This is a genomic window from Pseudomonas nunensis (assembly GCF_024296925.1).
GTDB classification, from domain to species: Bacteria; Pseudomonadota; Gammaproteobacteria; order Pseudomonadales; family Pseudomonadaceae; genus Aquipseudomonas; species Aquipseudomonas nunensis.
Genome location: NZ_CP101125.1, coordinates 7,139,870 through 7,166,404, shown reverse-complemented (window position 1 = coordinate 7,166,404; position 26,535 = coordinate 7,139,870). Strand labels below are relative to the sequence as shown.

Annotated in this window: 23 protein-coding genes; 13 read left to right on the top strand and 10 right to left on the bottom strand. The window is 60.1% G+C overall.

Annotation, left to right across the window (positions count from 1 at the left end):
- The first annotated feature begins 35 nt into the window (after nt 1–35).
- The 3 genes from NK667_RS31735 (at nt 36) to NK667_RS31725 (ending at nt 3,506) form a co-directional block, all read left to right on the top strand.
- Complete coding sequence (locus NK667_RS31735; RefSeq protein ID WP_054616708.1) at nt 36–1,937, top strand: FAD/NAD(P)-binding protein; 1,902 nt, start codon at nt 36–38, stop codon at nt 1,935–1,937.
- The gene (gene maiA / locus NK667_RS31730) at nt 1,934–2,596 is read left to right on the top strand and encodes a maleylacetoacetate isomerase (RefSeq protein WP_236708647.1); all 663 of its coding nucleotides are present in this window, start codon (nt 1,934–1,936) and stop codon (nt 2,594–2,596) included. Before NK667_RS31735 ends, maiA begins: the two co-directional genes overlap by 4 nt.
- Nucleotides 2,597–2,675: 79 nt before the next feature.
- Nucleotides 2,676–3,506 (top strand): class I SAM-dependent methyltransferase, encoded by an 831-nt coding sequence (locus tag NK667_RS31725; protein WP_054616709.1) that lies wholly within the window; start codon nt 2,676–2,678, stop codon nt 3,504–3,506.
- Nucleotides 3,507–3,587: 81 nt separating this feature from the next.
- Here the strand turns inward: NK667_RS31725 and NK667_RS31720 are convergent, their stop codons facing one another.
- The 4 genes from NK667_RS31720 to NK667_RS31705 form a co-directional block, all read right to left on the bottom strand.
- Nucleotides 3,588–4,253, bottom strand: coding sequence for a TetR/AcrR family transcriptional regulator (locus NK667_RS31720; RefSeq protein WP_236708648.1), 666 nt, complete (start codon nt 4,251–4,253; stop codon nt 3,588–3,590).
- 49 nt (nt 4,254–4,302) lie between these two features.
- Nucleotides 4,303–6,822, bottom strand: a complete 2,520-nt coding sequence (hrpB, locus tag NK667_RS31715; protein WP_054616710.1) for an ATP-dependent helicase HrpB — start codon at nt 6,820–6,822, stop codon at nt 4,303–4,305.
- A gap of 68 nt (nt 6,823–6,890) precedes the next feature.
- On the bottom strand, nt 6,891–7,643 hold the full coding sequence (locus NK667_RS31710; RefSeq protein WP_054616711.1) for a nucleotidyl transferase AbiEii/AbiGii toxin family protein: 753 nt from the start codon (nt 7,641–7,643) through the stop codon (nt 6,891–6,893).
- Nucleotides 7,637–8,638 carry a hypothetical protein gene (locus NK667_RS31705; protein ID WP_152981116.1) on the bottom strand — a complete coding sequence of 334 codons (1,002 nt, stop codon included), beginning with the start codon at nt 8,636–8,638 and terminating at the stop codon, nt 7,637–7,639. Before NK667_RS31705 ends, NK667_RS31710 begins: the two co-directional genes overlap by 7 nt.
- A 253-nt stretch (nt 8,639–8,891) precedes the next feature.
- Here NK667_RS31705 and NK667_RS31700 point away from each other — a divergent pair, with 253 nt between their 5' ends.
- The gene (locus NK667_RS31700; RefSeq protein ID WP_054052476.1) at nt 8,892–9,311 is read left to right on the top strand and encodes a hypothetical protein; all 420 of its coding nucleotides are present in this window, start codon (nt 8,892–8,894) and stop codon (nt 9,309–9,311) included.
- Between the two features lie 30 nt (nt 9,312–9,341).
- Entirely contained in the window at nt 9,342–10,247 is a 906-nt protein-coding gene (locus NK667_RS31695) for a cation diffusion facilitator family transporter (RefSeq protein ID WP_054616713.1), read from the top strand.
- Here NK667_RS31695 and NK667_RS31690 read toward each other — a convergent pair.
- Nucleotides 10,232–11,320: a DUF6515 family protein gene (locus NK667_RS31690; protein ID WP_054052472.1), complete on the bottom strand. Its 1,089-nt coding sequence runs from the start codon at nt 11,318–11,320 to the stop codon at nt 10,232–10,234. The genes NK667_RS31695 and NK667_RS31690 overlap by 16 nt on opposite strands.
- Nucleotides 11,321–11,735: 415 nt before the next feature.
- On the opposite strand from NK667_RS31690, the gene NK667_RS31685 reads away from it, so the two are divergent.
- Nucleotides 11,736–12,215 carry an Lrp/AsnC family transcriptional regulator gene (locus NK667_RS31685; RefSeq protein WP_054052470.1) on the top strand — a complete coding sequence of 160 codons (480 nt, stop codon included), beginning with the start codon at nt 11,736–11,738 and terminating at the stop codon, nt 12,213–12,215.
- A 214-nt stretch (nt 12,216–12,429) separates the two neighbouring features.
- Nucleotides 12,430–12,636 (top strand): DUF2788 domain-containing protein, encoded by a 207-nt coding sequence (locus NK667_RS31680; RefSeq protein WP_054052468.1) that lies wholly within the window; start codon nt 12,430–12,432, stop codon nt 12,634–12,636.
- On the opposite strand, the gene NK667_RS31675 is transcribed toward NK667_RS31680, so the two are convergent.
- The 4 genes from NK667_RS31675 to NK667_RS31660 form a co-directional block, all read right to left on the bottom strand.
- A complete protein-coding gene (locus tag NK667_RS31675) occupies nt 12,631–13,272 on the bottom strand; it encodes a pseudouridine synthase (RefSeq protein WP_054052655.1) in 642 nt (213 codons plus the stop codon). The genes NK667_RS31680 and NK667_RS31675 overlap by 6 nt on opposite strands.
- A gap of 69 nt (nt 13,273–13,341) precedes the next feature.
- Nucleotides 13,342–14,841: an AMP nucleosidase gene (gene amn / locus NK667_RS31670; protein WP_163911548.1), complete on the bottom strand. Its 1,500-nt coding sequence runs from the start codon at nt 14,839–14,841 to the stop codon at nt 13,342–13,344.
- A 174-nt stretch (nt 14,842–15,015) separates the two neighbouring features.
- Nucleotides 15,016–16,662, bottom strand: coding sequence for an acyl-CoA dehydrogenase family protein (locus tag NK667_RS31665; RefSeq protein WP_054616715.1), 1,647 nt, complete (start codon nt 16,660–16,662; stop codon nt 15,016–15,018).
- A 72-nt stretch (nt 16,663–16,734) separates the two neighbouring features.
- Nucleotides 16,735–19,119: a hybrid sensor histidine kinase/response regulator gene (locus NK667_RS31660; protein WP_054616716.1), complete on the bottom strand. Its 2,385-nt coding sequence runs from the start codon at nt 19,117–19,119 to the stop codon at nt 16,735–16,737.
- A gap of 459 nt (nt 19,120–19,578) precedes the next feature.
- On the opposite strand from NK667_RS31660, the gene NK667_RS31655 reads away from it, so the two are divergent.
- The 5 genes from NK667_RS31655 (at nt 19,579) to NK667_RS31635 (ending at nt 24,489) form a co-directional block, all read left to right on the top strand.
- Nucleotides 19,579–20,376, top strand: a complete 798-nt coding sequence (locus tag NK667_RS31655) for a hydroxymethylpyrimidine/phosphomethylpyrimidine kinase (RefSeq protein ID WP_054052463.1) — start codon at nt 19,579–19,581, stop codon at nt 20,374–20,376.
- A 32-nt stretch (nt 20,377–20,408) separates the two neighbouring features.
- Nucleotides 20,409–21,035, top strand: a complete 627-nt coding sequence (thiE, locus tag NK667_RS31650; RefSeq protein WP_054052461.1) for a thiamine phosphate synthase — start codon at nt 20,409–20,411, stop codon at nt 21,033–21,035.
- Nucleotides 21,036–21,062: 27 nt separating this feature from the next.
- Nucleotides 21,063–22,346 (top strand): glutamate-1-semialdehyde 2,1-aminomutase, encoded by a 1,284-nt coding sequence (hemL, locus tag NK667_RS31645; protein WP_054616718.1) that lies wholly within the window; start codon nt 21,063–21,065, stop codon nt 22,344–22,346.
- A 224-nt stretch (nt 22,347–22,570) separates the two neighbouring features.
- Entirely contained in the window at nt 22,571–23,125 is a 555-nt protein-coding gene (locus NK667_RS31640; RefSeq protein ID WP_054052457.1) for a tetratricopeptide repeat protein, read from the top strand.
- Nucleotides 23,126–23,310: 185 nt separating this feature from the next.
- Nucleotides 23,311–24,489 (top strand): integrase core domain-containing protein, encoded by a 1,179-nt coding sequence (locus NK667_RS31635; RefSeq protein WP_420852048.1) that lies wholly within the window; start codon nt 23,311–23,313, stop codon nt 24,487–24,489.
- 49 nt (nt 24,490–24,538) lie between these two features.
- Here NK667_RS31635 and NK667_RS31630 read toward each other — a convergent pair whose 3' ends face one another.
- On the bottom strand, nt 24,539–24,868 hold the full coding sequence (locus NK667_RS31630; RefSeq protein WP_045062075.1) for a DUF1820 family protein: 330 nt from the start codon (nt 24,866–24,868) through the stop codon (nt 24,539–24,541).
- A 134-nt stretch (nt 24,869–25,002) separates the two neighbouring features.
- On the opposite strand from NK667_RS31630, the gene miaB reads away from it, so the two are divergent.
- The gene (gene miaB, locus NK667_RS31625; protein ID WP_161807683.1) at nt 25,003–26,331 is read left to right on the top strand and encodes a tRNA (N6-isopentenyl adenosine(37)-C2)-methylthiotransferase MiaB; all 1,329 of its coding nucleotides are present in this window, start codon (nt 25,003–25,005) and stop codon (nt 26,329–26,331) included.
- The last annotated feature ends 204 nt before the right edge of the window (nt 26,332–26,535 follow it).

Below are 26,535 nucleotides of genomic sequence, written 5' to 3'. Positions count from 1 at the left end.
ACACCGGGCTGGCGCAGAGCATGGAGGTTCGAACAATGCAGCTAATTAAAGTGGCAATTATCGGCATGGGGCCAAGAGGCCTGACTGTGCTGGAAAGAATGCTGGAACACGCACGCACGCTCCCGGCCGGCAAGCGGTTACAGGTCGAGATCTTCGATCGCCGACCTCTTGGGGAAGGGGTCCACGATTCACAACAACCGGACCACCTGTTGATCAATACGGTGTCGTCCCAGGTCACGATGTTCGCACCGTCGAGCATCGCGGGCGCCGCCGGGCAGGGTTTGTCCCTTGTGCAATGGGCGCGCCTGGAGGGCTACCGCCGCATCGGCGGACTGTTTTGCCGTACCTGCGTCGACAGCAGTGAACCGATCACTGACGCAGACCACCTGCCGCGCAGCTTGCTGGGGGAATACCTCGCCTGGTTCTATAACCATCTGGCGCAGCAGTTGCCTTCGACCATCACGCTCAACCCGAGGCCCCACAACGTCATCGACCTGATCCCCCGGCACGAAGGCTACGACGTGGTCCTGGATAACGGTGAAGTCAGTCAGGTGGACTATGCCGTGATCACCACGGGCCACGGCAACCGCGAGCCGACGGCTCAAGACCTGGCGTTTTCGACATTTGCCGTACAGCAGGCCCCCAGAAATCCGCACCTGAGCTATTTCCCCACGCCTTATCCTGTGCAAGACCTGAACACGATTGCCCCTCAGGCAACCGTGGCCATCCAGGGTTTCGGCCTGACCGCCCACGATGTTATTTCGGCGCTGACGCTGGGCCGTGGCGGGCGTTACGTCGAGCAGCAAGGGCGACTGAAGTATCTGCCGTCTGGCGAGGAACCGGGCTTGTTGCTGTTCTCTCGCAACTGCCTGCCTTTCGCCTCCCGCGGCATTAATCAGAAAGGTTTGACCGGCAAGCACGTGGCGCAGTTTTTCACCCCGGCCGCCATGCTGGCGCAGCGCGAACGGGTGCTGGCTCGCACCGGCAGTGCGCAACTGGATTTTCGCCAAGACGTGTTGCCGTTGGTAATCAAGGAAATGGCGTATGCCTATCGAGTGGCCGCCACCGGCCAACCGGTTGCCCCCGAAAGTTTCGAGCCGAGTGCCGAAGAACGGGCGGCGATCAACCGGATTCTGTGGCCGCTCGACGGTCAGGCATTCGCCAGCCAGGAGGATTTCGGACGATTTTTTGAAGCCCTGGTTCGCGACGACCTGGATCAAGCGCTCAAGGGCAATATCGGCAGCCCGGTGAAAGCCGCCACCGACGTGCTTCGAGACACTCGCGAAGCGTTGCGGGTAGCCGTCGAGTTCAGCGGCCTGACGCCTGACTCCCATCGGTTCTTCGTGGAGCAGTTCAACGCCATCACCAACCGTGTCTCATTCGGGCCGCCCAGGCAGCGCAACTTCGAGTACCTGGCATTGCGCGAGGCCGGTTTGATCGATATCGCCGGAGGCCCGGGGGCGCAATTGAGCATGGACGCCGAGCGTGGCCAATTCAGGATCGACACCCACTACCCGCAACACACCGAGCAACGTTATGCCGATGCGTTGGTCATTGCGCGGCTGGACGCTTATTCGCCCTTGAGCGATGGCGCTGCGTTGACCAAGAACCTGATGTCTCGCGGGCTGATTCAGCCTTACCGCAATGGCGACTACCACCCAGGCGGGATCGACATCGACGCTGACCTGCATCCCCTGAGTGCGCAGGGCAAGCCAGAAAAGCGCCTATGGGCGATCGGTTACCCCGTCGAAGGCCAGCATTTCTACACCCATGCCCTGCCTCGTCCGGGCATCGCCTCGCGCCAGACCCTCGATGCCCAACGGTGTGTCCTGGGCCTGTGGGACTCGATCAGCAGTCACTCTCACCTTTCCTTTCCGGCATCGGCCAATGATGAATCCAGCCGCTCGGCGGCGGCGCTTTCAAGGAGCAGCTCTTGATCAGATTGCATGGCTTCTATCGCTCATCGGCGACCTATCGGGTGCGCATTGCCTTGAACCTCAAGGAGCTGGATTACATCTCGATTGAGCACGACCTCACCCGGGGCGAACATCGCCAGGCGCCTTACTTGCGCGTCAACCCGCAAGGCCTGGTGCCAGCCCTTGAACTGCATGGTCTGGTACTGACGCAGTCGCAGGCCATCATCGAGTATCTGGATGAGGTCTATCCGCAGGTGCCGCTGCTGCCGCCGGACCCACCCGGCCGGGCACGGGTGCGGGCGCTGTACCAGTTGATCGCCGCCGACACCCACCACGTCACCACCCTTCGCGTCGGCCACTACCTACGAACGCAGCACGGTGCCGACGAGCATCAGGTTCGCCAGTGGCAGCACCACTGGCTCAAGGAAAGTTTCACGGCGATCGAGACGCTGCTGGACCGCAGCGCCACGACCGGGCGCTTCGCCCATGGCGAACATTTGACCCTCGCCGACATCGCGCTGGCGCCTCAGGTCTACGCGGCCCAGCGCCTGGAACTGCCCATCGACCCATGGCCGAACCTGGCCCGGGTTGTCGGCAACAGCATGGTCGAACCCGCATTCATCCGCGCACACCCCAACAATCAGGCCGTACCGGCTCAGCGCCTGAACGCGCTGAGCTGACGGACCCCGACCGTTCACATTGGCTGCACTGGCTACACCTCGTTCATACCTAAACAAAAACCAGCAAGGAGAGTTGAAGATGGGCCTGAATACTTACTTTGATCGCAAGCACCTGGAAGCGCATTACGCAACGACAGAAGACTACAAGCAGCGGTCAGACTCATGGGAAACACTGGCTAAGAACTCCATCAGCCAATGGTATGCCGAAGAACTCAAAGAGCTGAAGTTCACCGAAGTGCTGGATGCGGGTGCTGGCCTGGGCCGCTTCAGCGATGCGGTGGCGCGCTCGAAAGACGTCAACATCACGGCGATCGATATTTCCCCCGAAATGGTGCAAGCCACCCGTGAACGCGTGGAAGCCTTGCCGGGCAACCACCGCTTCATTCAATCGTCTATCGAGGATGCACCGTTTGAACCAGGCAGTTTCGATCTGATCCTGGCCAACCTGGTGCTGCACCATGTGCCAGACATCAAAGTGGCGTTCGAAAAACTGGCGACCCTGGTCAAGCCCGGTGGACACATCGCCCTGCTGACCGCCGACTTCGACTGGATGCGTGAGTTGAATCGGCTGCAGGACCACGCCCTGCTCACACTCGGGTTCCCGTTCGATGGCCCGGCCTTGACTGCCCCAGGCACCAACAGCTTCTGCGAAGCCAACATCATGAGGTTCGTGCCGCAATCACTGACACTGGTTAAAAAACCCTGGTTCGACGGCACCATGGTGTTCCCGGACGCGGACGCCGTGCTGAACTTTTACACGCGCACCCTGCGCTACAAAAACATCGCCCAACAGGTCGGCGATGATTCCTTGAAGCACGCGGCCAGTGAGCTCATCGAGAAATATTGCCGGCAGGATGGCGAGCTGAAGGTGTCCAGCAGCGTTTATCAATATGTATTCAAGAAAGTCTGATGAGCTAGAACGCGCATGAAGTTGCACCGATGGCCGCCCCAATCAGGCGGCCATCGGTGTATTCGGCGCAGCGAATGCAGGTCATCGACGTGCAATGGACGCCATGGACATGTCCACGATGGCCGTCAATCGCGACTCCTCGTGCACCATTTTGCCGAACACCCGCAACCCCTGGATCATGCACAGCAGATAATCCCCCACGGTCTTTTCATCCAGCGCCGCGTTGAACACCCCTTCAGACTGACCACGAATGACCGTCGCCGTCAGCAAGGTCAGGGTCCGGCTCATGAAGGATTCGATGCGCGCATACAGGGCGGTGTCTTCCGGCATCATTTCCAGGGTGGTGTTGACGATGAAGCAACCATCCAACTCTTCCAGCGCCGAAGCCGAGCGCGTGTAATGCATCAACGCTGCCCTCAACGATTGATCGGCAGGCTCGATGGTGTTCAGCCGCGCCGCCAACTGGGCGATAGAACCGTTGCTGTAATGCTCGATCGCCGCCAGCAACATCCCATGCTTGTCACCAAAAGCACCGTACAGGCTGCCCCTCATCAACCCCGTCGCCTTACAGATTTCATCCAATGACGTGCCGCGATAGCCACGCGCCCAAAAGACCTGCGCAACGACCTCGCAAACGCTATCGACGTCGAACTCTCGTGGACGTCCACGTCCCGGTGGGCTGGCAGGTTTTTTGGCGATTTCGATATTGGGCATGATTAAGAAATGACAGTCAGGCTCGTTTTGCATGATGGGTCCCGTGACTACGCGCGTCAACCACGCCACCGGGCAGCGGGCATCAGGGCTTGCGCGGCTTGATCCGCGCCGTCGCCTCAGCCACCAACGGATCATCCGGCCAGTAATGCTTCGGATAGCGCCCCTTCAAATCCTTCTTCACCTCGGCATAGGTGCTGCGCCAGAAGTTGGCCAGATCCTGAGTCACCTGCACCGGGCGCCGGGCCGGGGACAGTAGGTGCAGCTTGACCACTTGCCGGCCACCAGCGATACGCGGGGTTTCGGCCAGGCCAAACAGCTCTTGTAAACGCACTGCCAGAATCGGCGGTTGCTCGCTGTAATCCAGCCGAATCGATGACCCGGACGGCACGCTCAAATGGTGCGGCGCCAGTTCATCGAGCCGTTGCGGCAATGGCCACGGCAACTGGTTATGCACGATGCTCGACAGGTCCAGATTGGCGAAGTGGCTGAGTCGCGAGACTTTGCCCAGGTACGGCATCAACCAGTGTTCGAGGTTTTCAAGCAGCGCGGCGTCGCTGACATCCGGCCATTCACTTTCACCTTTGGCGCCCAGGTCCAACTGGCGCAACAACGCCACCCGCGCCTGCCACTGACGCAGCTCCGGGGTCCACGGCAGCAGCTCCAGGCCTTTGCGCCGCACCAGATTCACCAGCGCCTGGCTGCGCGCGGTTTCGTCGAGCCCGGTCAAGGGTTCGCGGCTGAGGATCAGTTCGCCCACCTTGCGCTGCCGCTCGGCCCGCAACACGCCTTCGCGCTCGTCCCAATCCAGTTGATCGACGTTGCGCACCTGCTCGGCCAAGACTGAATCGAACAGCGCCGGATCGAAATCCGCCGCCAGGTAAATCCGTTCTTCGCGTTGGCCCTGGCGACTGCCGAGATCGGCGATCACCAGCCAGGGTTGCTTCATCAAACTGTCGGCTTCGGTAAACAACGCCGCCCGACCGTTGGCCAGACGATATTCCGCGCCACCGGCCCGGCGCTGTTGCGCGACCCGATCCGGATAGGCCAACGCCAGCAGCGCGCCGAGCCAGCGCGGATGATCCGGATCGCTGACCGGCTCCGAGGCTTTGCCGCGCAAGTAGCCGCGAAACTGCCGCGCCAATTGACGCGCCCGTTGCACACCGCCCTGGGCACCGCGAGCGGCGCGCTCTTCGCCGGACAACAGGACCAATCGAGTGTGCAGATCGGCGCCGGCGCCGCGCAAAATGTCTCGCTCGCCCAGCAGTGCCGCGACGTTGCAAGCCATGTCCGCCAGCCCTAATGCCTGACCGCGCAACAGCAAATGCGCGATGCGTGGATGCGCCGGCAGTTCGGCCATGGCCAGGCCGTGACGGGTCAGCGCTTCGCCGTCCAGAGCGCCGAGGCGTTCGAGCAAATCCTGAGCCTGTGCATAAGCGGCGGCGGGCGGCACGTCGAGCCACACCAGTTGGCCCGGTGTCACACCCCAGCGCCCAAGCTGCAACGCCAGCCCGGCGAGGTCCGCCGAAAGGATTTCCGCACTGGCGTACGCCGCCAGTTGTTCGTGCTGATCCTGCGACCACAACCGATAACACACACCCGGCTCCAGTCGCCCGGCCCGGCCTGCGCGTTGCGTGGCGCTGGCGCGGGAGATGCGTTGGGTGTCGAGGCGAGTCATGCCGCTGCCGGGGTCAAAACGTGGGACCCGCGCCAACCCGGCGTCGATCACCACCCGCACGCCGTCGATGGTCAGGCTGGTTTCGGCGATGTTGGTGGCCAGCACCACTTTGCGTTTACCGACAGGCGCCGGATCGATCGCGGCGCGCTGGGCGGCCAGATCGAGTTCGCCGTGCAAGGGGCAAAGCAAAACCTGCGTGCTCTGGCCCAGCGCATCAACCAACTGTTGATACACGCGACGGATTTCTGCCTGCCCCGGCAGGAACACCAGCACACTGCCCGTCTCATCATTCAGAGCTTCGAGGATGATTTGCACCACCCGCGGCTCAATAAACTCACCGGGCTGGAACGGCCGCCCCCAGCGCATCGCCACCGGGTACATGCGCCCTTCACTGCGCAGGATCGGCGCGTCATCCAGCAACCCGGCCAGGCGCTTGCCTTCCAGGGTGGCCGACATCAACAGGATTTTCAGTGGCTGATCGTCGCGAAACAGCTCCCGGCCATTCAGGCTCAGGGCCAACGCCAGATCGGCGTCGAGGCTGCGTTCGTGGAATTCGTCAAAGATCAGCAACCCCACGCCGTCCAGCGCCGGATCATCCTGCAAGCGCCGGGTGAGAATGCCTTCGGTGACCACTTCGATGCGGGTGTTGGGTCCGACTTTGCTGTCCAGGCGAATGCGATAGCCGACGGTTTCCCCGACCTTCTCGCCCAGCTCACTGGCCAAACGCTCCGCCGCTGCCCGCGCCGCCAGGCGACGAGGTTCGAGCATCAGAATCGTTTGCCCGGCCAGCCACGGCTCGTGGAGCAAAGCCAGCGGCACGCGGGTAGTTTTACCGGCGCCGGGCGGTGCTTCGAGCACGGCTTCGTGGCGTGTCGCCAAGGCTTCACGCAGGGCGGGTAAAACTTCATCAATCGGCAAAAAAATCATGCTGGCTCCCAGGCAAGCCGGGCAGTATAGCGACGAAGCCCCGGCCCACGCAGCCCGGAGCCGAGAAACTAAATATTGAATGCGGCTCCTATACGCCCCGCAACTTCAACCATCGTTATTCCACGTAGCCCGATGGCTTTCATATCGACGTCTAGCGAAGGCATGACATTCAGAAACTGCCGCAAGTCTTGCGCGATGCTTTCAGGAAGATTGAATCGGGTATCAGCTGTAAGAAGGCCAGACAGAATAATGATGTCCTTTAAATGTTTACTGCTCTTGCGGACAGCATTCGGCTCTTCGCACTCCGGGCGACTGAGGTTAATCCACGCCTGTGCTTTAAGCGGGATCAGTCGATCGACACCGATATAGGAAAGATCCTCCGTGTTATTGCGACCCGCCACGATGAATGCGTAATAGGCGTCGTCGAGCAAAATTGCAGACAGGTCGGAAATATCCCCGTCTACAGGTAGTGGCGTCAGATGAGCGCCTTCTGGCAGTTGTAACCCTTCAGGAGCCCGAGAGAACAATTCCAGAAGTACGGGGTAGCTGTCATTGGTGGGGTTACCGAATCTGTAGCGCCTTGTCGGCCCATCAAGTGCCTGACGCTCCGCATAACCTCCACGCCTTACGAACTCCCAGAATTCAGACCCGAACACATCATCCAAAGCCTCAATGATAAGGACGATGTCCAGATCCCGTGTCGCCCGGAACGTGATACCGGCTTCTTCAAGTGTCAGGCTGGCCGCAACCCCGCCAATGAGTACATATCGATCGACGTAGCCGGCGAAGGCTGCGCGAAAGGTATCCAACCCTTTTACCATTCGATCTTCTCCATCATTTCATCAAGGCTGATCTGGACTCTGTCATCAGCGCTATCCCTCAGGCTGAGAAAGAGAGAGAGGGGATCAACGCTCTCGCTCGACACTGAAACACAGGTTTCGCCGCGAATGTGATCAGGTGAGTAACTCCAGATTTCAACCTCAAAAAGTGCGTGATCGAACTGACCGACTTCTATGCGACCCGAGCGCCGAAGTTCCAGGTCCCACTCTTCTTTGGTGAACGCGATAACGGGTATCGGCGGCTCCTCCAGCAAGGACGATTTGCTGAGCGCCGACAGCCCGGCCGCTCGCTGTATCAAGGGAGGCCAGTCAGAAAAAACCGCACGTTTTACCGGGCTCTGCAACGCGGGCAGGGCTTTGTCCCAGATGGTTTTCGCAGACGCGACAAATCGCCAGCGTGGTGACTTTTCATTGACGGCGGGCTCGATCAATCCGAACGATTGAAATTCTTTCATCGCCCTCGACGTGGTCATTTTGGAGTACTGGTCCAGACCCGCCAGGTCTACACCTCGAAACACATATCTCTCATCCCAGCCACGGATGATGGCAGCGATCAGCAACGCCTGGCTCGCAGGGCTCATGACGCTTTTTTCGGGCGGCCTGCTGCGATAGAACTCACGTAGATCCAGTCCAAGCTGTGGAGCAAAGAGCTGATTGCCGGGCACAACGAACTCAACGCCGGACTCGATAAGACGCTTACGCTCAAATGATTTAAGGGCGCCGGTCGCATAGAGAATCGGGTGATCTACGGTTTTTTTCAGAATATCGATGTGCTTGCGAATCTTCGCCGCATTTTCAAAAGGCTCGTGAGCAAGCAGGACAAGGATCTCACGACCAAAAAGCGTCACGGTATGGAAGGCGTATTCATCCAGCAGATAGAAAGGTAATCCCTTGGACTTCGCCCAATGTTTGATCTCGGGCCGGGCCCCGAAAATTGACTCGAAGTAATTTTGAATCTCTTGTCGGCTGGTTTTCATTTCGGCGCCCGGTAACATGTTTTCCGCACAGTAACAGTGCAGATGTTACCGTGCAATTTTCGCGTTACCCGAAAAGGAATCAATGCGTGTCGCCAAGGCTTCACGCAGGGCGGATACAACTTCATCAATCGGCAAAGAAATCATGCTGGCTCCCAAACAGAGGGCCGGGTATAACGGCGAACTGTCTGGCGTTAATCACAGTCCTAATTCATATAGACGCCCATTCGTTTTCAAATGACCCAGGAGATTTCCTATGCGTGTTCCCTTTCGCCTGATTGGCGGTGTTCTGGTCGCCACCCTGCTGACCCAGGTGACCGCCTGCGGTTCGATTTTCTACCCGGACCGTCGCGGCCAGATCGACGGCAAGGTTGATCCGGCCATTGCGGTGCTCGATGCCGTGGGCCTGCTGTTCTACATCGTCCCTGGCCTGATCGCGTTTGCCGTCGACTTCGCCACCGGCGCGATTTATTTCGAGCCGGGCAAGACTGCCCAGGTCGCGCCGGAAAAACTCAAGGAAGCGATCGGCCCGGACGGCCAGGTCGATAACCGCAAGTTGCAGACTATTCTGGAAACCGAGCTGGGCCGCAGCTTCCCGCTGGATGACCCACGCCTGATCCAGCACAAGGGCAGCAGCCAGCAACTGGCCATGTTCGGCCTGCAACCTGCCGCGTAACTCCGTGCACTCAAAGGAACTGCCGCACCTATGACCACCAGCCTCGAACACGCTCGCCTGCTGAAGCTGGCGACCCGCGCCTCCGTGGCGGTGGCCTGCACGTTGATCGTCGCCAAAGCCATCGCCTGGTGGCTGAGCGGTTCGGTGAGCATGCTCGCCGGGTTGACCGACTCGGCCCTCGACGGCATCACTTCATTGCTCAACTTGCTGGCGGTGCATTACGCCTTGCGTCCGGCAGATGACGATCATCGTTACGGCCACGGCAAGGCTGAGTCGCTGTCGGGCATGGCTCAGGCGTTGTTCATCGGTGGCAGTGCGGTGCTGATTGCCTTACAGGCGTTTGATCGGTTGAAGCATCCGGAACCGGTGGGGGCGCCGTGGATCAGCATCGGGGTGATCATTTTCTCCCTCGCGCTGACCTTGGCGCTGCTGATGCTGCAACATCGGGTGATCAAGGAAACCGGCTCCAATGCGGTGCGCGCCGACTCCCTGCATTACCGCTCCGACATGATGCTCAACGGCAGCATTCTGGTGGCGCTGATACTGGCCGGGTTCGGCTGGCACTCACTGGATGCCTGGTTCGGTCTGGGGATTGCGGCTTACATCCTCTGGAGCGCGGTGCAGATCGCCCGGGAAAGTTTTGCGGTGCTGATGGATGAAGAGCTGCCGCCGGACGTGAGCCAGCACATGCTGGAACTGGCGTGCGGTGTGCCGGGAGTATTGGGCGCGCATGATTTGCGCACGCGGATTTCCGGCAACCATTGGTTTGTGCAGTTGCACCTGGAATTGCCGGGGGAGCTGACCCTGTCAGTCGCCCATGGCATCAGCGATCAGGCCGCCGATGCGATTCACGCCGCTTACCCGCGAGCCGAAGTGCTGGTGCACGCCGACCCGCAGGAAGTGGTGTTAGCGGCCAAGGCTCAGAAAGTCACTTGATAACCGCGACTGCTCAAGCAGTTGCCCTGGGCCTGACGGTAGGCTTGCACGACTGACGGATCTGGCTGGTAGGTCGCGGTTTGCGGATTGAAGCCACTCTGCTGCACCGCGTATTGCGAGCACTCGTAACCGTCCTGGGCAACTTGCTGCGGCGACTGGCCGTTGGCCGGATACGCCGTCACGTCAATGCCATTGCTGGTCGGTTGCGGTTGCGGAGCGCCGACTGGCGGCTCGACCACCACATAATCCTGGGTGCTTTCTTCGTAGGCGTAGTAAGAACCGGCCGCGAGGAACAGCAGCGCCCCGCCGATCCACACTTCACGCGCGTAATCGGGCATGTAGTGCACGCGAATCCCACGCGGTGGCTGCACCACTACGTAGCGCGGACCTTGCGGGCGATACCAGTAGCCGCCGGAGTAGAAGTAGTCCTGGCCGCGATACGGCACGCGGAAGTTACGGTCCGGGAAGCGATCGACCATTTGCCCGGGACGGTACTGCGGACCGGGACCCCAGCCGTTGCCATGCCCGTTCGGGCGACCTTCCCAGCGATGGTCATCGGGACGCGGGCCCTGGTTGTTGCCCTGCCAGTGCTGGTTGTTATCGTTGCGTCGCGGGATGTCCTGATAGTTACCGTACCGAGGTTGCTGGGTCTGGCGCACGGTGTCGGGCCGGCCCTGGATCGGCAGACTGTTGGCAGGTAGTTGCGGCGGTGGCGGCGCAGGTCGAACCTGAGTGTTGGCATCGTGAGGCTGACGGTTCTGCCACTGGCCATTCTGATTCTGGCCGTTGTGCTCGAACTGGCGACTGTTGTCGCCACGAATGATTTCGTTGTTCTGCTGGCGCGGCTGATTCTGCTGCGGATTGTTCTGCGGCCGCGGCTGATTATTCTGTTGAGGGTTATTCTGCGGGCGTGGCTGGTTGTTGCCGCCATGGCCCTGATCATTGCGTTCATGATCGCGCCCGTGCGGTACACCTTCGGGTCCCCGGTTCTGCGGCTCATCGGCCAGCGATTGCGCAGTGACACTTACACACAGCAAACCAACACCGGCCAAACGCCAGATGCGCGACTTCATGCTTTTCCTCACTGCGGGTTAGGGCCTGTACGTAAGACTGGAAAAGCACAGGCCGGTTCTGCAACAGGTTATCAGTCACGCAACTTATTTCGCAGGCAATAAAAAAGGGAGACCCGTCGGCCTCCCTTTGAGAACTTCGTCCGTGCTCGACGCTTATGACGTCGGCTCACCTCACGCCGTCTTCTGGACAGTGTGTAGCTCGGGGGCCGGCACATCCCCGATGGGGGTGGCGGCCGCGACAGGCCTGATTGGGCGAGTCGCTTTGGACTGTGTGTCCGAGCAGTGATTCTGGTAATAAGAATAGGCCTGGGGCGCTGGCAGAGGATTGCGAAGATTGCTGAAATAAACATCACTTGCGCAATTTTTAACCCTGGATAGATAATCCGCCGCAATAGTTACGACAAAGGACTGATTGATGAGCAAACTCGACCGTTACGACCTGAGCATTTTGGCGGAATTGCAGCGTGACGCGCGCATCTCCAATCAGGAGCTGGCCGAACGCATCGGCCTGTCACCTTCACCCTGCTCGCGCCGCGTCAAACAGCTGGAAGACGACGGCTACATCTCGCGTCAGGTGGCCCTGCTCGACCGCAAAATGCTCGGCCTGAGCCTCACGGCCTATGTATTGATCGGCATGGACCGCCACACACCCGAGCGTTTCGAAAACTTCGAAGCGGCGATCCGAACCTTGCCGCAAGTGCTGGAATGCAGCCTGGTGACGGGGATGGATGCGGATTATCAGCTCAAGGTGGTGGTGCCGGACATGGATCACTACCAGAAACTTCTGCTGGGGCATTTGACCCGGATTGAGGGCGTTACCAGTGTGCGGTCGAGTTTTGTGTTGAATCAGGTGTTGAACAGCACTGAGTTGCCGTTGACGCATCTGCGTGGCTGAGGACGCCTTCGCGGGCAAGCCTCGCTCCTACGGGTTTGATGTCGTTCATGAAATCGTGGCTCGACGACAACCCGTAGGAGCGAGGCTTGCCCGCGAAGAGGCCGGCACAGGCGACGAATGACCGCGACACACTGCCGCAGGTCAATGCCCGGTCATTTCCCATAGGCGTATACTCGCCCCGCCCTTTTAGCCCCACCCGCGCTGGAGATATTCGATGGATCCTGCAGTTTTTGAAGAGTGGATGATGACTGGCCTGGTCAGCATCCTGATCATTTTCATGGGTTTCATCGTCTGGGATCTGGCGAAGAAATCCAAGGCTGGCAAGTTCGGCACCATGATTCTGTTCTTCGTGCTGGGCCTGGGGATCTTCGCGTTCATCATCAAAAGCGTGGTCATCGCGTACATCGAAAACCATTCATAACCGCGCTGGCACTTCCTTCCACTGGCCCTGATCGAGGCCTTCGATCGTCCAGTCGCCGATCCGCACCCGCACCAGACGCAAGGTCGGCAAGCCGACTGCCGCCGTCATGCGCCGCACCTGACGGTTACGACCTTCGCGAATCACCAGTTCCAGCCAGGTAGTCGGCACACTTTTACGAAAGCGCACCGGCGGGTTGCGCGGCCACAGTTCCGGCTCTTCAAGCTGCCGCGCCTCGGCGGGCAAGGTCATGCCGTCGTTCAGCTCGACGCCATCGCGCAAGCGCTGCAACTGCTCGGCGCTCGGCTCGCCTTCCACTTGCACCCAATAGGTCTTGGCCAGTTTGTGTTTCGGGTCGGCGATCCGCGCTTGCAGTTGTCCGTCGTTGGTCAGCAGCAGCAAGCCTTCGCTGTCGCGGTCCAGACGTCCGGCCGGGTAGATCCCGGGAATCTCGATGTAATCCTTGAGCGTCGCCCGCCCTTCGCCGTCGCTGAATTGCGTCAGCACATCGAACGGTTTGTTGAACAGAATCAGTTTCGGCTCGGCCGGTGGCGCTTTGGCGACACGGCGCGGGGCTGATGAGGATGGCGCAGGTTTCGCGCCAGGGCGGCGGGAAACGGGACGTTGGGGACGAGACATGAGGAAAGAGAACATCTAACGGTCAGGGCTGCTAATGCTAGTGCCCTGACCGCTAAATGACCATGACTGTTAGCGGAACGGCGGCTCGTCGAAGCTGCGCAGTTTGCGCGAGTGCAACGAATTGAGTTCGGTGCGCAACAGGTCCACCGCCTCGATACCGATCTTCAAGTGCTGGCTGACCGCACGCTCATAGAAGGCGTTGGCCGAACCCGGCAGCTTGATTTCGCTGTGCAGCGGTTTATCCGAAACACACAGCAACGTGCCGTATGGCACCCGCAAGCGATAACCCTGGGCAGCAATGGTGCCGCTTTCCATGTCCACCGCCACGGCGCGGGACAGGTTGATCAACGGTCGTTCCTGGGCCCATCGCAATTCCCAGTTACGGTCGTCGTAGGTCAGCACGGTGCCGGTGCGCAGGCGCTTCTTCAGTTCGTCGCCCTTCTCGCCGGTGATGTTGGCCGCCGCTTGCTGCAACGCCATCTGCACTTCGGCCAGGGCCGGGATCGGAATGTTCGGCGGCACCACCCGGTCGAGAATCCCGTCACGACGCATGTAAGCGTGAGCCAATACGTAGTCGCCAATGGTCTGGGACTGACGCAAGCCGCCGCAGTGACCGATCATCAGCCAGCAATGCGGACGCAGCACGGCCAAGTGATCGGTGATGTTCTTGGCGTTGGACGGACCGACGCCGATGTTCACCAGGGTCACGCCGTGGCCATCGCTGGCGATCAGGTGATAGGCCGGCATCTGGTAACGGTGCCAGACCACGCCAGCGGCAATCGCCGAGGCTTCGCCGTGATCCATGCTCTTTTCGATGATCACGTTGCCCGGCAAGACCATGCGCACAAAACGCGGATCGCTGCGCAACTGCTCCAGTCCATGCACGATGAACTGGTCGACGTAACGGTGGTAGTTGGTCAGCAAGATCCACGGCTGCACATGCCGCCAGTCGCTGCCGGTGTAATGCACCAATCGACGCAGGGAGAAATCCACCCGCGCCGCATCGAACAGGGCAAGGGGCAGCGGATCGGTGTTTTCCCAGTCGTACAAGCCATCGGCAATGCCATCGGTGGCGGCGGACAGGTCGGTACTCGGGAACACCCGCGCCAGCGTGGCGGCGGTGACGCCGGAACCGGCCAGTTCATCACCTTGCTCGACCACGTACGGATACGGAATGTTCTGCTTGCTCACGCCGACTTCCACCGTGACGGTGAAGTCGTGCATCAATGGCACCAACTGTTCCAGCAGGTATTTACGAAAGGCTGCCGGATGGGTGACGGTGACGCTGTAGGTCCCGGGCAACTGCACTTTGGCGTAGGCACGGGTGGTCTGTGGGACTTCGCCTTGGCAGAGGTAGGTCAGGCGCAATTCGGGATAACGAAACATCGCACGCTGCTCGGCGTCCGGTTCGATACGATCCTTGAGGTAACGCTTGAGCGCCTGATTCAGCGCAGAAGTAGCCTGCTCATGCAGGGCGGCGAGCCGGTCTACGGCTTGTTCGGCGGTTTGAACAACAATAAACGCTTCGGTCACGATCAGCTTCCTGTGTTCTGACTTGCAGACCTTCATCTTGCCTGCATCGTCGTCGGACGGGAACAGTGGAATGCTGACCCTGATGCCATGATCACCACAGATCCCTTGTGGGAGCGGGCTTGCTCGCGAAGGCGGTGGGTCAGCCACATTGATGTCGACTGACACACCCTATTCGCGAGCAAGCCCGCTCCCACAGGGGTTTGGTGGTGATTACAGATGCGGAGTTGACCGAGCGACGATCGCCTCAACATCCAACCCTCGCGGCAACGCGCCATACACTCGCCCCGCCGAGCCGAGGCGGCTGGCGATAAAGGCATCACTGACCGCCGAGTTGCCAGCCTCCAGCAACAACTTCGCCTGAAGCCCCAGCGCAATATCCTCGGTCAACTGCCGGGCGCGGTATTGAATGTCGCTGGTGTCCTTGAACGCCGCCTGCAATTGCGTGATGTGCGCCGCCAGACGCTTGTCGCCATGCCCATCGCCCAACTCGCTGAACAGCACATCCAGCACGCCCGGCTCTTTCGACAAGGCCCGCAGCACATCGAGGCATTGCACGTTGCCGGAACCTTCCCACGTCGAGTTCACCGGCGCTTCGCGGTACAGACGCGGCAGGATGCTTTCTTCGACATACCCGGCGCCGCCCATGCATTCGGCGGCTTCGTTGATCATTCCTGGCGCGCGCTTGCAGATCCAGTATTTGCCCACCGCCGTCACCAGCCGGGCAAATTTGGCTTCATGGCTGTCATCCAGATGATCCAGCGCCTTGCCCATGCGCAGGCTCAGCGCCAGGGCGGCTTCGCTTTCCAGGGCCAGGTCGGCCAGCACGTTCTGCATCAACGGTTGTTCGCTGAGCAACTTGCCGCCCACCGTGCGATGGGCGCAGTGATGGCTGGCCTGGGTCAGGGCCTGGCGCATCAGCGAACTGGAACCGACCATGCAATCGAACCGGGTCATGGCGACCATCTCGATGATGGTCGGCACGCCCCGACCTTCTTCACCGATCATCCACGCCAGCGCGCCACGAAACTCCACTTCGCTGGAAGCGTTGGAGCAATTGCCGAGTTTGTTTTTCAGACGCTGGATGTAGAACTGATTGCGCGAGTCGTCCGGGCGATGGCGCGGCAGCAGGAAACAGGTCAGGCCCTTGTCGGTCTGGGCCAAGGTCAGGAACGCATCGCACATCGGCGCCGAACAGAACCACTTGTGCCCCACCAGTTCATACGCCTGGCCCGGCCCGCTGGCGCCGACCGGATATGCCTTGGTGGTGTTGGCTCGCACGTCGGTGCCGCCCTGTTTCTCGGTCATGGCCATGCCTATGGTGACGCCGGCCTTGTGGGCCATGCCGACGTTGCGCGGGTCGTATTCGGTGGCGAGGATTTTCGGCAGCCATTGCTCGGCCAGATTCGGTTGCAGGCGCATTGCCGGGACGCTGGCGAAGGTCATGGTCAGCGGGCAACCGCTGCCGGCCTCGGCCTGGCTGTGCAAGTAAGTCATGGAGGCCCGGGCAACATGCGCGCCGGACTGCGGATGCGCCCACGGCAATGAGGTCAAACCGTGCTCGACCGCAGCCCGCATCAATTCGTGATACGCCGGATGAAATTCCACCAGGTCGATGCGATGGCCATAACGGTCATGGCTGACGAATACCGGTTTGTTTTGATTGGCCAGGAACCCGGCTTCCATCAGCGGCCCGCCGGCCAGCGCGCCGTAGGCATCGATCCGCGACTCGGCCCAACCGGCACCAAAACGTCGCGACCACTCCTGTAATGGCAGGTCGATACGGTAAAGATTGGTGCCGTCCAGCGACGGAGGCTGGTTGGTGACTTCGTGGGTTTCGGCGAACTGATGCAGGTTCATGACGGGGCTCCTTTGGTCAGCCAGGAACTCAGTTAAGCACCGGCCCTTGGCTGAACAAAGTGTCATACCCGCCTAAATGTCGGCGCTTTCACCTTGTTTCGGACAAAGCACCCGACGATAAAGCGCCGCCTGCAAATCCTCGAATTTAACCGGTTTGCTCAGGTAATCAATCAGCGCCCCCGTCGGGCAATGCTCCCGATCAATACTCTGCGCAACCATGAACACCGGCACCTCCGCACAGCCCGGCAAGCCACGGATCTGGCAGCACAGGGACGCGCCGTCCTGAGCCGGCAACTGACAATCGAGCACCACCGCATCGAAGACGTCACGCTGCAAAAGATCAAGTGCGGTCGCGCCACTGTCGGCCGTGCGCACCCGGAATCCGAGTTTGAGCAACATGCCGCGCATCACCAATTGGTTGATGCTGTTGTCATCGACCAGCAGCACGGTGCAGTCCTGCGGCAGACGCAGACGCGAGGTGTCGCGGGTCATCGAGGGCGCAGGCACCGCTTCCACCACCGGCAAATGAACCTCAACATCCAGTTGGAAACGACTGCCGCGCCCCGGTTCGGAGCGGTGGGTCAGGCGTCCGCCGAGCAATTCAACCAGTTGCCGACAAATCGCCAGGCCAACGCCCAGACCGCCGTATTCGCGGGTCATCGAGCCGTCGAGCTGGAAGAAGCGCTGATACATCGTCGCCTCCCCCAAGTCGGTAAAACCAATACCGGTGTCGATCACCGCAAAGGACAGGGCCAGTCGCCCCTCTTCCACAGTCTTGCCGGTCACCCGCAGCGCCACGCCGCCGACCCGGGTGAACTTGATCGCATTGTCCAGCAGGCATTCCAGGCATTGCGCCAGTTTGCTGCTGTCACCGATCAGGCGATCAGGCAACCCCGGCGTCACTTCGACCTTGAGGTCCAGGGACTTGCTCGACGCATTACTATCGAACTGCACGCGCAACGCCTCGACCACGCCGCGCAAGCTGAAGGTGTCCGGGTAAGCCTTGAGCTTGCCGGCCTGCAATTCGGTCAGGGTGAGGATGCCGTTGACCATGCGCATCATGTCCCGCGCCGATCCGGCGGCAGTTTGCTGGTATTGCTCCAGCTCGGGGTCCATCTCGACGGTCTGCATCAATTCAAGCGAACCGATCACCCCATTCATCGGCGTGCGCAGTTCGTGGGTCAGGGTCGCGAGGAACTCGTCCTTGAGCTTGTTACTGCGGGCCAATTGCTGGTTCAACACTTCAAGTTTCTGACCGGCATCGAACAGGGTTTGCGCCTGTTGCTCACGCATGGCGTTGATGCGATCGGCCAGCGCCAGGGACAGCAGCGCCACTTCGATCGCCGAGCCGATCTGGCTGGCGTACATGGTCAAGAACACGTTCGGCAAGTAACCCAGCACCATCAGCGTATTGACGACGCCGCCGAGCAAAAACGCCGACCAGGCGATGATGAAATAGCGTGCCACACGTAAACCGCGTGCCCAGGCGAAGATCCCGGCGGCAAAAATCACCACGGTGAAAATCAACGCCAGCGTGGTTGCCAGGCGCAGGGCCAGGGCGTAACTGGTCATCAGCGACAACCCGACCACCACCGCGCCAAACGCAATCAACGCCAACAGCACGCGATCGAGCCAGCGACTGTGTTGCGCGGTTTGCAGGAAGCTACGGGCGAACTGACTGCCGAACAGCCCGGCACAACCGATGAAGAATGGCGTCGCGGCGTTGGCCCACCAAGGGTTGTCCGGCCAGAAATACTCCACTGCCGCGCCGTTCACCGACAGCTGATACAGGCCGAACGAGGCGATATAGAAGATGTAATAGAGGTAACTGGTGTCGCGCACGCTGAGGTAGATGAACAGGTTGTAGACCACCATCCCCAGCAACACGCCGTAGATCAGGCCCAGTACATAAAGACGCACGGGCTGTTCTTCAAGGTAAGCGGTGCTTGACCACAAAGTCACCGGCGCCTGGATCGAGCCTTGGCTTTGCAGGCGCAAGTAAACGGTTTGCGCCTGATCGGGCTTGAAGTCCAGATTGAACAGGTAGTTGTTCTGGCGAAATTCGCGGCTGGCAAACGGCAGGGCATCACCGGTGCGACGGATCAGTTGATAGTCGCCGCCAGCATCGGGCAAATACAGATCGAGGTGATCGAGGGGCGGATAGGCCAGTTCCAGCAACCAGGTCCGCTGCGCCTGCGGATTGGTCGGGCGGTAGTGCAGGTCGATTTTCAGCCAGAACACCGAACGCGAATAACCGGCGTTGAGGGTGGCTTTATCGTGCGTCTTGAAGTTTCCGGCGACGGCTTGCGCGCGCACATCGGCGATGCTCGCCTGACCGCCCGCGTCCTCGTACACCTGCATGGTTCGACCCAGGGGAAGGCTCTGGGTGAACTCGTCAAATTCAACGGCGCTCGCCAGGAGGGGCAAGCACAACAGCAACATCAGCAAATAGCGCATTTAAGCCCCAGCGTGGCCTGTCCGGTTTAGTCAGGAAGCCCCCCCTTTCCTTTTGAGTAGACGTAAAACCGGTATTACCTGTTATTGGTTTGGATCCACTCTAGCATAGCCGTTGATGGCCATTGAGCACCATTGAAATTTTTCCTACAGAGGCTCTAGCACGGGCGTTCCAGCGCCATACCCTGAGATAGAGCCGTTTGCCCGTAGCAGCTGCCGAGCCCGCGAGGCTGCGTTCGGCGGCGAAGCCGTCGTCAAACCTGATCACTCGGTCTCGCTGAAACACCGCGTCGCCTGATTTCACGACGGCTTCGCCGCCGAACGCAGCCTCGCGCTGCTCGACAGCTGCTACGGGGCCGGGCGTCACATTCAGCAGCGGGTACGAGGGCCGAACGTCAGCTTCGGCAGCTGCTACGTGGGCTGTCATGACTCGCTGGTCGACTGGTGGTAAGCTCGCGCACCATGAATATCTACAGCTCTCGCCCCGTTGTCCTCTGTCTCTCCGGCCACGACCCAAGTGGTGGCGCCGGCTTGCAGGCAGATATCGAAGCCCTGCTCGCTCAGGGTTGTCATGCGGCCCCGGCCGTCACTGCCCTGACTGTGCAAGACACGGTCAACGTCACTGACTTCCGCGTCCTCGATCGTGAGTGGGTGTTGGCCCAGGCCAATGCCGTGCTCAACGACTCCGAAGTCGCGGCCGTCAAACTGGGCATGCTCGGTTCCCTGGAGATGGTCGACACCGTTGTCGAACTGCTCTCGGCGCACCCGCATTTGCCGGTGGTCTGCGACCCGGTGCTGCGTGCCGGTGGCGGTGGACGCCTGGGCAAGGACGAAGTCGGCTACGCCATGCGCGAACGCCTGCTGCCGCTGTCGATCATTGCCACCCCTAATCTTCCCGAAGCGCGCATCCTCGCCGAACTGCCCGACGGCACGGCGGACGAGTGCGCTGAAAAACTCCTGCCCTTCGTCAAACACCTGCTGATCACCGGCGGCCATGGCGACGAACACGAAATCCACAATCGCCTGTACAGCCGCGACGGTCGCCGCGAAACCTTCACTTGCCAGCGTTTGCCCGGCAGTTATCACGGTTCCGGTTGCACACTGGCCAGCGCCTTGGCCGGTCGTCTGGCCCAGGGTGAAAACCTCGCCAGCGCCGTGCAGACCGCGCTTAACTACACGTGGCGTACCCTGCGGGATGCCGAGCAGTTGGGCAAAGGCCAATTCGTGCCGCGCCGCCTGCCACTGGATTTTTGTTCGTAACTCTTGATGCGTAATGCGCAGAGGCTTGCCCGATGAAACTACGTGGCCTGTATGCCATTACCGATAGCCAGTTACTGGCCGGTAAATTTCTTTCGTACGTGGAGGCGGCGCTGGAAGGCGGCGTCACGCTGCTGCAATACCGCGACAAGAGCAGCGACGAGGCCCGGCGTTTGCGCGAGGCCGAAGCCCTGCGCGATTTGTGTGACCGCTACAAGACTCAGTTGATCATCAACGACGACGCCGAACTGGCCGCGCGCCTGAACGTCGGCGTGCATCTGGGCCAGACCGACGGCCCGCTGACCCCGGCCCGCGCGCTGCTGGGTCGCCAGGCGATCATCGGTTCGACTTGCCACGCGCAACTCGAACTCGCCGAACAAGCCGCCAAGGAAGGCGCCAGTTACGTCGCCTTCGGCCGCTTCTTCAACTCCAACACCAAACCTGGCGCCCCGACGTGCAGCCTCGACCTGCTCGACCAGGCCCGCAGCAAACTGCACCTGCCGATCTGCGCGATTGGCGGCATCACGTTGGAAAACGCCGCGCCGCTGGTGGCCCATGGGGTCGACCTGCTGGCTGTCGTGCATGGCCTGTTTGGCGCCGAGAGCACCGCAGAAGTGACCCGCCGCGCCCGCGCCTTCAACGAACTGCTTTCTATTAAGTAGCTTAAAATCCGATTTGAGAGCCCGATCATGTCTCGTTCCGAAACCCTGTTTGCCGATGCCCAAAAACACATCCCCGGTGGCGTGAACTCGCCGGTTCGCGCGTTCAAGAGCGTTGGCGGCACGCCGCTGTTCTTCAAGCATGCGGAAGGCGCCTACGTCACCGACGAAGACGACAAGCGTTATGTCGATTACGTCGGTTCCTGGGGCCCGATGATCCTCGGCCACAGCCACCCGGACGTGCTGGACGCAGTGCGTAAACAGCTGGAACACGGCTTGTCCTACGGCGCCCCGACCGCGATGGAAACCGAGATGGCCGACCTGGTCTGCTCGATCGTGCCGTCGATGGAAATGGTGCGCATGGTCAGCTCCGGCACCGAAGCGACCATGAGTGCGATTCGCCTGGCCCGTGGTTTCACCGGCCGCGATGCGATCATCAAGTTCGAAGGCTGCTACCACGGTCACTCCGACAGCCTGCTGGTCAAGGCCGGCTCCGGCCTGTTGACCCAAGGCGTACCGAGTTCGGCAGGCGTACCGGCTGACTTCGCCAAACACACCCTGACCCTGCCGTTCAACGACATCGACGCCGTGGAAACCATGCTCGGCGAAGTCGGCCAGGACGTGGCGTGCATCATCGTCGAGCCGGTGGCCGGCAATATGAACTGCGTTCCGCCGGCACCGGGTTTCCTCGAAGGCCTGCGCACACTCTGCGACAAGCACGGCGTGGTGCTGATCTTCGACGAAGTGATGACCGGTTTCCGCGTGGCACTCGGCGGCGCCCAGGCGCATTTCGGCGTGACGCCAGACTTGAGCACCTTCGGCAAAATCATCGGTGGCGGTATGCCGGTGGGCTGCTTCGGTGGCAAGCGCGAAATCATGTCGCACATCGCGCCATTGGGTCCGGTGTACCAGGCAGGTACGTTGTCGGGTAACCCGCTGGCCATGGCCGCTGGCCTGACTACCTTGCGCCTGATCAGCCGTCCGGGCTTCCACGCAGAACTGAGCGACTACACCAGCCGACTGCTCGACGGCCTGCAACAGCGCGCCGATGCGGCGGGCATTCCATTCGTGACCACTCAGGCGGGCGGCATGTTCGGCCTGTACTTCAGTGGCGCCGACGACATCGTGACTTTCGATGACGTGATGTCCAGCGACGCCAATCTGTTTAAACGCTTCTTCCACTTGATGCTGGAAGGTGGCGTGTACCTGGCGCCAAGCGCTTTCGAAGCCGGGTTCACCTCGATCGCCCACGGCGAAACCGAGTTGAAACTGACCCTGGACGCTGCCGAGCGAGCATTCGCCGCACTGAAATAATGCTGTGCCGCTGACGTTGGCGATTGCCAGCGTCAGCTTTTACCTACATTCCTGCGTCTTTTCCCACCCTTGTGCCAATAATCTCCCGCAAAGTGGGCGATATATTCCCCGCGCAGCAGAAAAACGAGTAAAGACTTTGTAAGGTTGGCCCTGCTTATTTCATAATGCGCGCTTATTGGATCCCTCGATGGGTCCGCGCGCCCTTCAGAGGTAAGTCGATTCCCATGAACCGCACCGGCCGCACCCTTGCATTGGGCTGCCTGTTGCTCCTTCAGCCCCTGCTCGCGCACGCACAAGCAGGCGGCAACTCGTTGTTGATCCCAGCGATGGGTCGCTGCACCCTCAATACTCAGCCGCAAGATCTGACGCAAGCGCTTGCCGCCTGCCAGAAAGCGTCGGATGAAGGGGATGCGCAAGCGCAATACGAGTTGGGTGAGTTCTACTACGACGGTAAAAACACGCCGCGTGACCTCAATAAAGCCCTGGCGTTCTTCGAAAAAGCCTCTCTGCAAGGCCATGCCCAGGCGCAATTCAAACTCGGCACCATGTTCTTCCACGGCGAAGGCGTGCCGGCCAATAACGTTCAGGCGTATATCGTGCTGAAAATGGCCGCGGTCAACGGCGCAGAAGATGCGTTGGACACCGCCGACGAAGTCGCCGAGAAAATGCCTCGCGAAGATCTGGAAGTTGCTACCCAAGTGCTGGGGCAAATCTTCCGTAAATACCTGATGGAATTGCAAAGCGCGGATGGGCGTACGCCGTTTTCGCCTCTTCCCTGATTTCTGCTGTGTTCTGACTGACCCCTTCGCGAGCAAGCCCGCTCCCACCTTTAACCGCGTTCCAACTTAAGGACTCGGTCTACTGTGGGAGCGGGCTTGCTCGGGTAGAAACCGGAGACATCCTTTACGTTTTAAACCGGAGACATCCTTTACAGGTGTGAAATACGGTCAGGAGGTGCCTGACCATGCCCTGGAATCGAGAGTCCCCGATGGATCAACGAATCAAACTCATAGGCGACTGGCTGCAAGGCAGCTACTCAAAAATCGAGCTGGCCCGTCACTACGGGCTCAGCCGGCCTACGTTGGACAAATGGCTTGCACGCTACGAGGCACATGGCGTTGATGGGTTAAAGGAGTTGTCACGGCGCCCGCATACGAGCCCCTTCAAAATCAGCGACGAGGTGCTTGAGTTGCTAATCGCGTACAAGCGCGAGCACCACAGTTGGGGGCCTGAGAAGCTGGTGCATAACCTCAGGATCGATCACCCAGAGTTGTCTTGGCCAGCTGTCAGCACGGCAGGCGAGTGGCTTAAACGAGCAGGCCTGGTGCAGAAACGCCGCTTTCTCAATCGTCCGCCAGCAGGGAAAAATCCGCTGCGCGATGCCACTGCGCCTAATCAGACATGTGCTGCGGACTTCAAAGGAGACTTCGCACTCCAGAACGGCCAACGTTGTTACCCACTGACCATTACCGATCATGTCAGCCGATTTTTATTGCTGTGCAGGGCTCAGAGTAGCGTTGCCGGTGCCCGCGAAGGATTTGACTGGGCATTTCGAGAGTTCGGTTTGCCTGACGTAATCCGCACAGATAATGGCTCCCCCTTTGCCTCCACCGGTATTTCACGCATATCCAGTCTGGCGGCGTGGTGGATACGACTAGGGATCTATCCGGAGAGAATCCAGCCGGGGCGCCCTGACCAGAATGGCCGTCATGAACGCATGCACCGAACGCTCAAGGCTGCATTGCTTCACGCACCGGAACGTAATCTGGTGGAGCAACAGTTGGCATTCGAACAGTTTCGACAGGAGTTCAATTTCGTAAGACCACACAAGGCTTTAGAGATGAAAGTTCCTGCGGCCCTCTACGAGCCATCTCAACGGCAGTACGACGGACACGTGCCCGAGGCCGTTTACGCTTCGGACATGACGATCCGCATGGTCAGGCAGAATGGGTCGATGAAATGGAAAGGTAAGATGATTTTCGTCAGTGAATCCCTGGCAGGTGAGGCGTTAGGGCTCAAGGAAGTGGACGATGATGTGTGGGATATTTACCTTTGTAACTACCTTTTAGGCAGGCTGAAAAGCGGCGAAACCCGCCTTTCAAGCCAGCAGAAACGTAAAGGACGTCCCCGGTTTCAATCGTAAAGGATGTGTCCGTTTCTACATCGCGAATGGGGCAACTCGGTCTTGCGTCTTACTTATCTGGCATCGGCATCGGAAACGGCATCACATTGCCGACCGCGCCACGGGCTTCGCTGATTTTCGGCGTGCCCAGGCGCTCGACTTCGTCGATGCGCACAATCGAATGCATCGGCACAAAACTGCGCACCACGCCCTCGAACTGAGCCTTGAGTTTCTCTTCGCTCGGATCGACGACCACTTGCGTGCGCTCGCCAAAGACGAATTCTTCCACTTCCAGGAAGCCCCACAGATCACTTTGATAGATCTGCTTGGCATACATTTCGTACACCTGGCCCTGGTTGAGGAAAATCACCTTGTAGATTGGGGCTTCACGTTTGGTCATGGTGGGCGGGCAACACATTGGGGATAAAAATGAGGGCGCGAACTATAGCATAGCCGCCGGACGCACAACGGTAGGAACCTTGGGACATGTTCCCTATAATGCGCGGTTCTTTGAATCACGTGATGACTCTGTCCATGGCCAAGAAGCTTTACATCGAAACCCACGGTTGCCAGATGAACGAGTACGACAGCTCGCGCATGGTCGATCTGCTGGGTGAACACCAGGCCCTGGAAGTCACCGCTCGCGCTGAAGATGCCGACGTGATCCTGCTCAACACCTGCTCCATCCGCGAGCGCGCCCAGGACCGGGTGTATTCCCAGCTCGGCCGCTGGCGCGAACTGAAACTCGCCAATCCAGACATGGTGATCGCCGTCGGCGGTTGCGTGGCCAGCCAGGAAGGCGCCGCCATCCGCGATCGCGCGCCGTACGTGGACGTGGTGTTCGGCCCGCAGACCCTGCACCGTTTGCCGGAAATGATCGACGCCGCCCGCGCCACCAAGTTGCCGCAAGTGGACGTCTCGTTCCCGGAAATCGAAAAGTTCGACCACTTGCCCGAGCCGCGCATCGACGGGCCGAGCGCCTATGTGTCGGTGATGGAAGGCTGCAGCAAGTACTGCACGTTCTGCGTCGTGCCCTACACCCGCGGTGAAGAAGTCAGCCGACCGTTCGATGACGTACTCGCCGAGATCATTCACCTCGCCGAAAACGGCGTGCGTGAAGTGACCCTGCTGGGGCAGAACGTCAACGGTTATCGCGGCACCACCCACGACGGGCGCCTGGCGGACCTCGCCGAGCTGATCCGCGTGGTCGCCGCCGTCGATGGCATCGACCGGATTCGCTACACCACGTCGCACCCGCTGGAATTTTCCGACAGCCTGATCCAGGCCCACGCCGAAGTACCAGAGCTGGTGAAACACCTGCACTTGCCGGTGCAGTCGGGCTCGGACCGCATTCTTTCGGCGATGAAGCGCAACCACACCGCGCTGGAATACAAATCCAAACTGCGCAAGCTGCGCGCCGCCGTGCCCGGGATCTGCATCAGCTCAGACTTCATCGTCGGCTTCCCGGGCGAAACCGAGAAAGACTTCGAACAGACCATGAAGCTGATCGAAGACGTCGGTTTCGACTTCTCCTACTCGTTCGTTTATAGCCAACGCCCGGGCACTCCGGCGGCTGACCTGGCGGACGAGACGCCGGAAGAGCTGAAGAAAGAACGCCTGAACGCGCTGCAACATCGCTTGAATCAGCAGGGTTTCGAGATCAGCCGACAAATGGTCGGTTCGACCCAGCGTATTTTGGTCACCGATTATTCGAAGAAAGACCCTGGCGAGCTGCAAGGCCGGACCGAGAATAATCGTATCGTCAACTTCCGCTGCGACAATCCAACCCTGATTGGCCAGTTCGCCGACGTGCACATCGATGCCGCACAGCCGCACTCGTTGCGGGGCTCGCTGATCCAATAACACCATGTTCCCCCTGTGGGAGCGGGCTTGCTCGCGAAGAGGCCGTGTCAGTCAACATCAATGTGGCTGACACACCGCCTTCGCGAGCAAGCCCGCTCCCACAAGGGATGGTGTTTTGCCTTGGGTTATTTAAGAGCTTTCGCACCCAGCCCTCTGGCGTTATCCTTGATTTCATCTTAATTGCCCCAGGGCGGCTAAATACGA

Coding starts and splice junctions, on each gene's coding strand:
- NK667_RS31735 (WP_054616708.1), top strand. CDS start 36: ATGCAGCTAATTAAAGTGGCAATTATCGGCATGGGGCCAAGAGGCCTG.
- NK667_RS31725 (WP_054616709.1), top strand. CDS start 2,676: ATGGGCCTGAATACTTACTTTGATCGCAAGCACCTGGAAGCGCATTAC.
- NK667_RS31720 (WP_236708648.1), bottom strand. CDS start 4,253: ATGCAAAACGAGCCTGACTGTCATTTCTTAATCATGCCCAATATCGAA.
- hrpB (WP_054616710.1), bottom strand. CDS start 6,822: ATGATTTTTTTGCCGATTGATGAAGTTTTACCCGCCCTGCGTGAAGCC.
- NK667_RS31710 (WP_054616711.1), bottom strand. CDS start 7,643: ATGGTAAAAGGGTTGGATACCTTTCGCGCAGCCTTCGCCGGCTACGTC.
- NK667_RS31705 (WP_152981116.1), bottom strand. CDS start 8,638: ATGAAAACCAGCCGACAAGAGATTCAAAATTACTTCGAGTCAATTTTC.
- NK667_RS31700 (WP_054052476.1), top strand. CDS start 8,892: ATGCGTGTTCCCTTTCGCCTGATTGGCGGTGTTCTGGTCGCCACCCTG.
- NK667_RS31695 (WP_054616713.1), top strand. CDS start 9,342: ATGACCACCAGCCTCGAACACGCTCGCCTGCTGAAGCTGGCGACCCGC.
- NK667_RS31690 (WP_054052472.1), bottom strand. CDS start 11,320: ATGAAGTCGCGCATCTGGCGTTTGGCCGGTGTTGGTTTGCTGTGTGTA.
- NK667_RS31685 (WP_054052470.1), top strand. CDS start 11,736: ATGAGCAAACTCGACCGTTACGACCTGAGCATTTTGGCGGAATTGCAG.
- NK667_RS31680 (WP_054052468.1), top strand. CDS start 12,430: ATGGATCCTGCAGTTTTTGAAGAGTGGATGATGACTGGCCTGGTCAGC.
- NK667_RS31675 (WP_054052655.1), bottom strand. CDS start 13,272: ATGTCTCGTCCCCAACGTCCCGTTTCCCGCCGCCCTGGCGCGAAACCT.
- amn (WP_163911548.1), bottom strand. CDS start 14,841: ATGAAGGTCTGCAAGTCAGAACACAGGAAGCTGATCGTGACCGAAGCG.
- NK667_RS31665 (WP_054616715.1), bottom strand. CDS start 16,662: ATGAACCTGCATCAGTTCGCCGAAACCCACGAAGTCACCAACCAGCCT.
- NK667_RS31660 (WP_054616716.1), bottom strand. CDS start 19,119: ATGCGCTATTTGCTGATGTTGCTGTTGTGCTTGCCCCTCCTGGCGAGC.
- NK667_RS31655 (WP_054052463.1), top strand. CDS start 19,579: ATGAATATCTACAGCTCTCGCCCCGTTGTCCTCTGTCTCTCCGGCCAC.
- thiE (WP_054052461.1), top strand. CDS start 20,409: ATGAAACTACGTGGCCTGTATGCCATTACCGATAGCCAGTTACTGGCC.
- hemL (WP_054616718.1), top strand. CDS start 21,063: ATGTCTCGTTCCGAAACCCTGTTTGCCGATGCCCAAAAACACATCCCC.
- NK667_RS31640 (WP_054052457.1), top strand. CDS start 22,571: ATGAACCGCACCGGCCGCACCCTTGCATTGGGCTGCCTGTTGCTCCTT.
- NK667_RS31635 (WP_420852048.1), top strand. CDS start 23,311: ATGCCCTGGAATCGAGAGTCCCCGATGGATCAACGAATCAAACTCATA.
- NK667_RS31630 (WP_045062075.1), bottom strand. CDS start 24,868: ATGACCAAACGTGAAGCCCCAATCTACAAGGTGATTTTCCTCAACCAG.
- miaB (WP_161807683.1), top strand. CDS start 25,003: ATGGCCAAGAAGCTTTACATCGAAACCCACGGTTGCCAGATGAACGAG.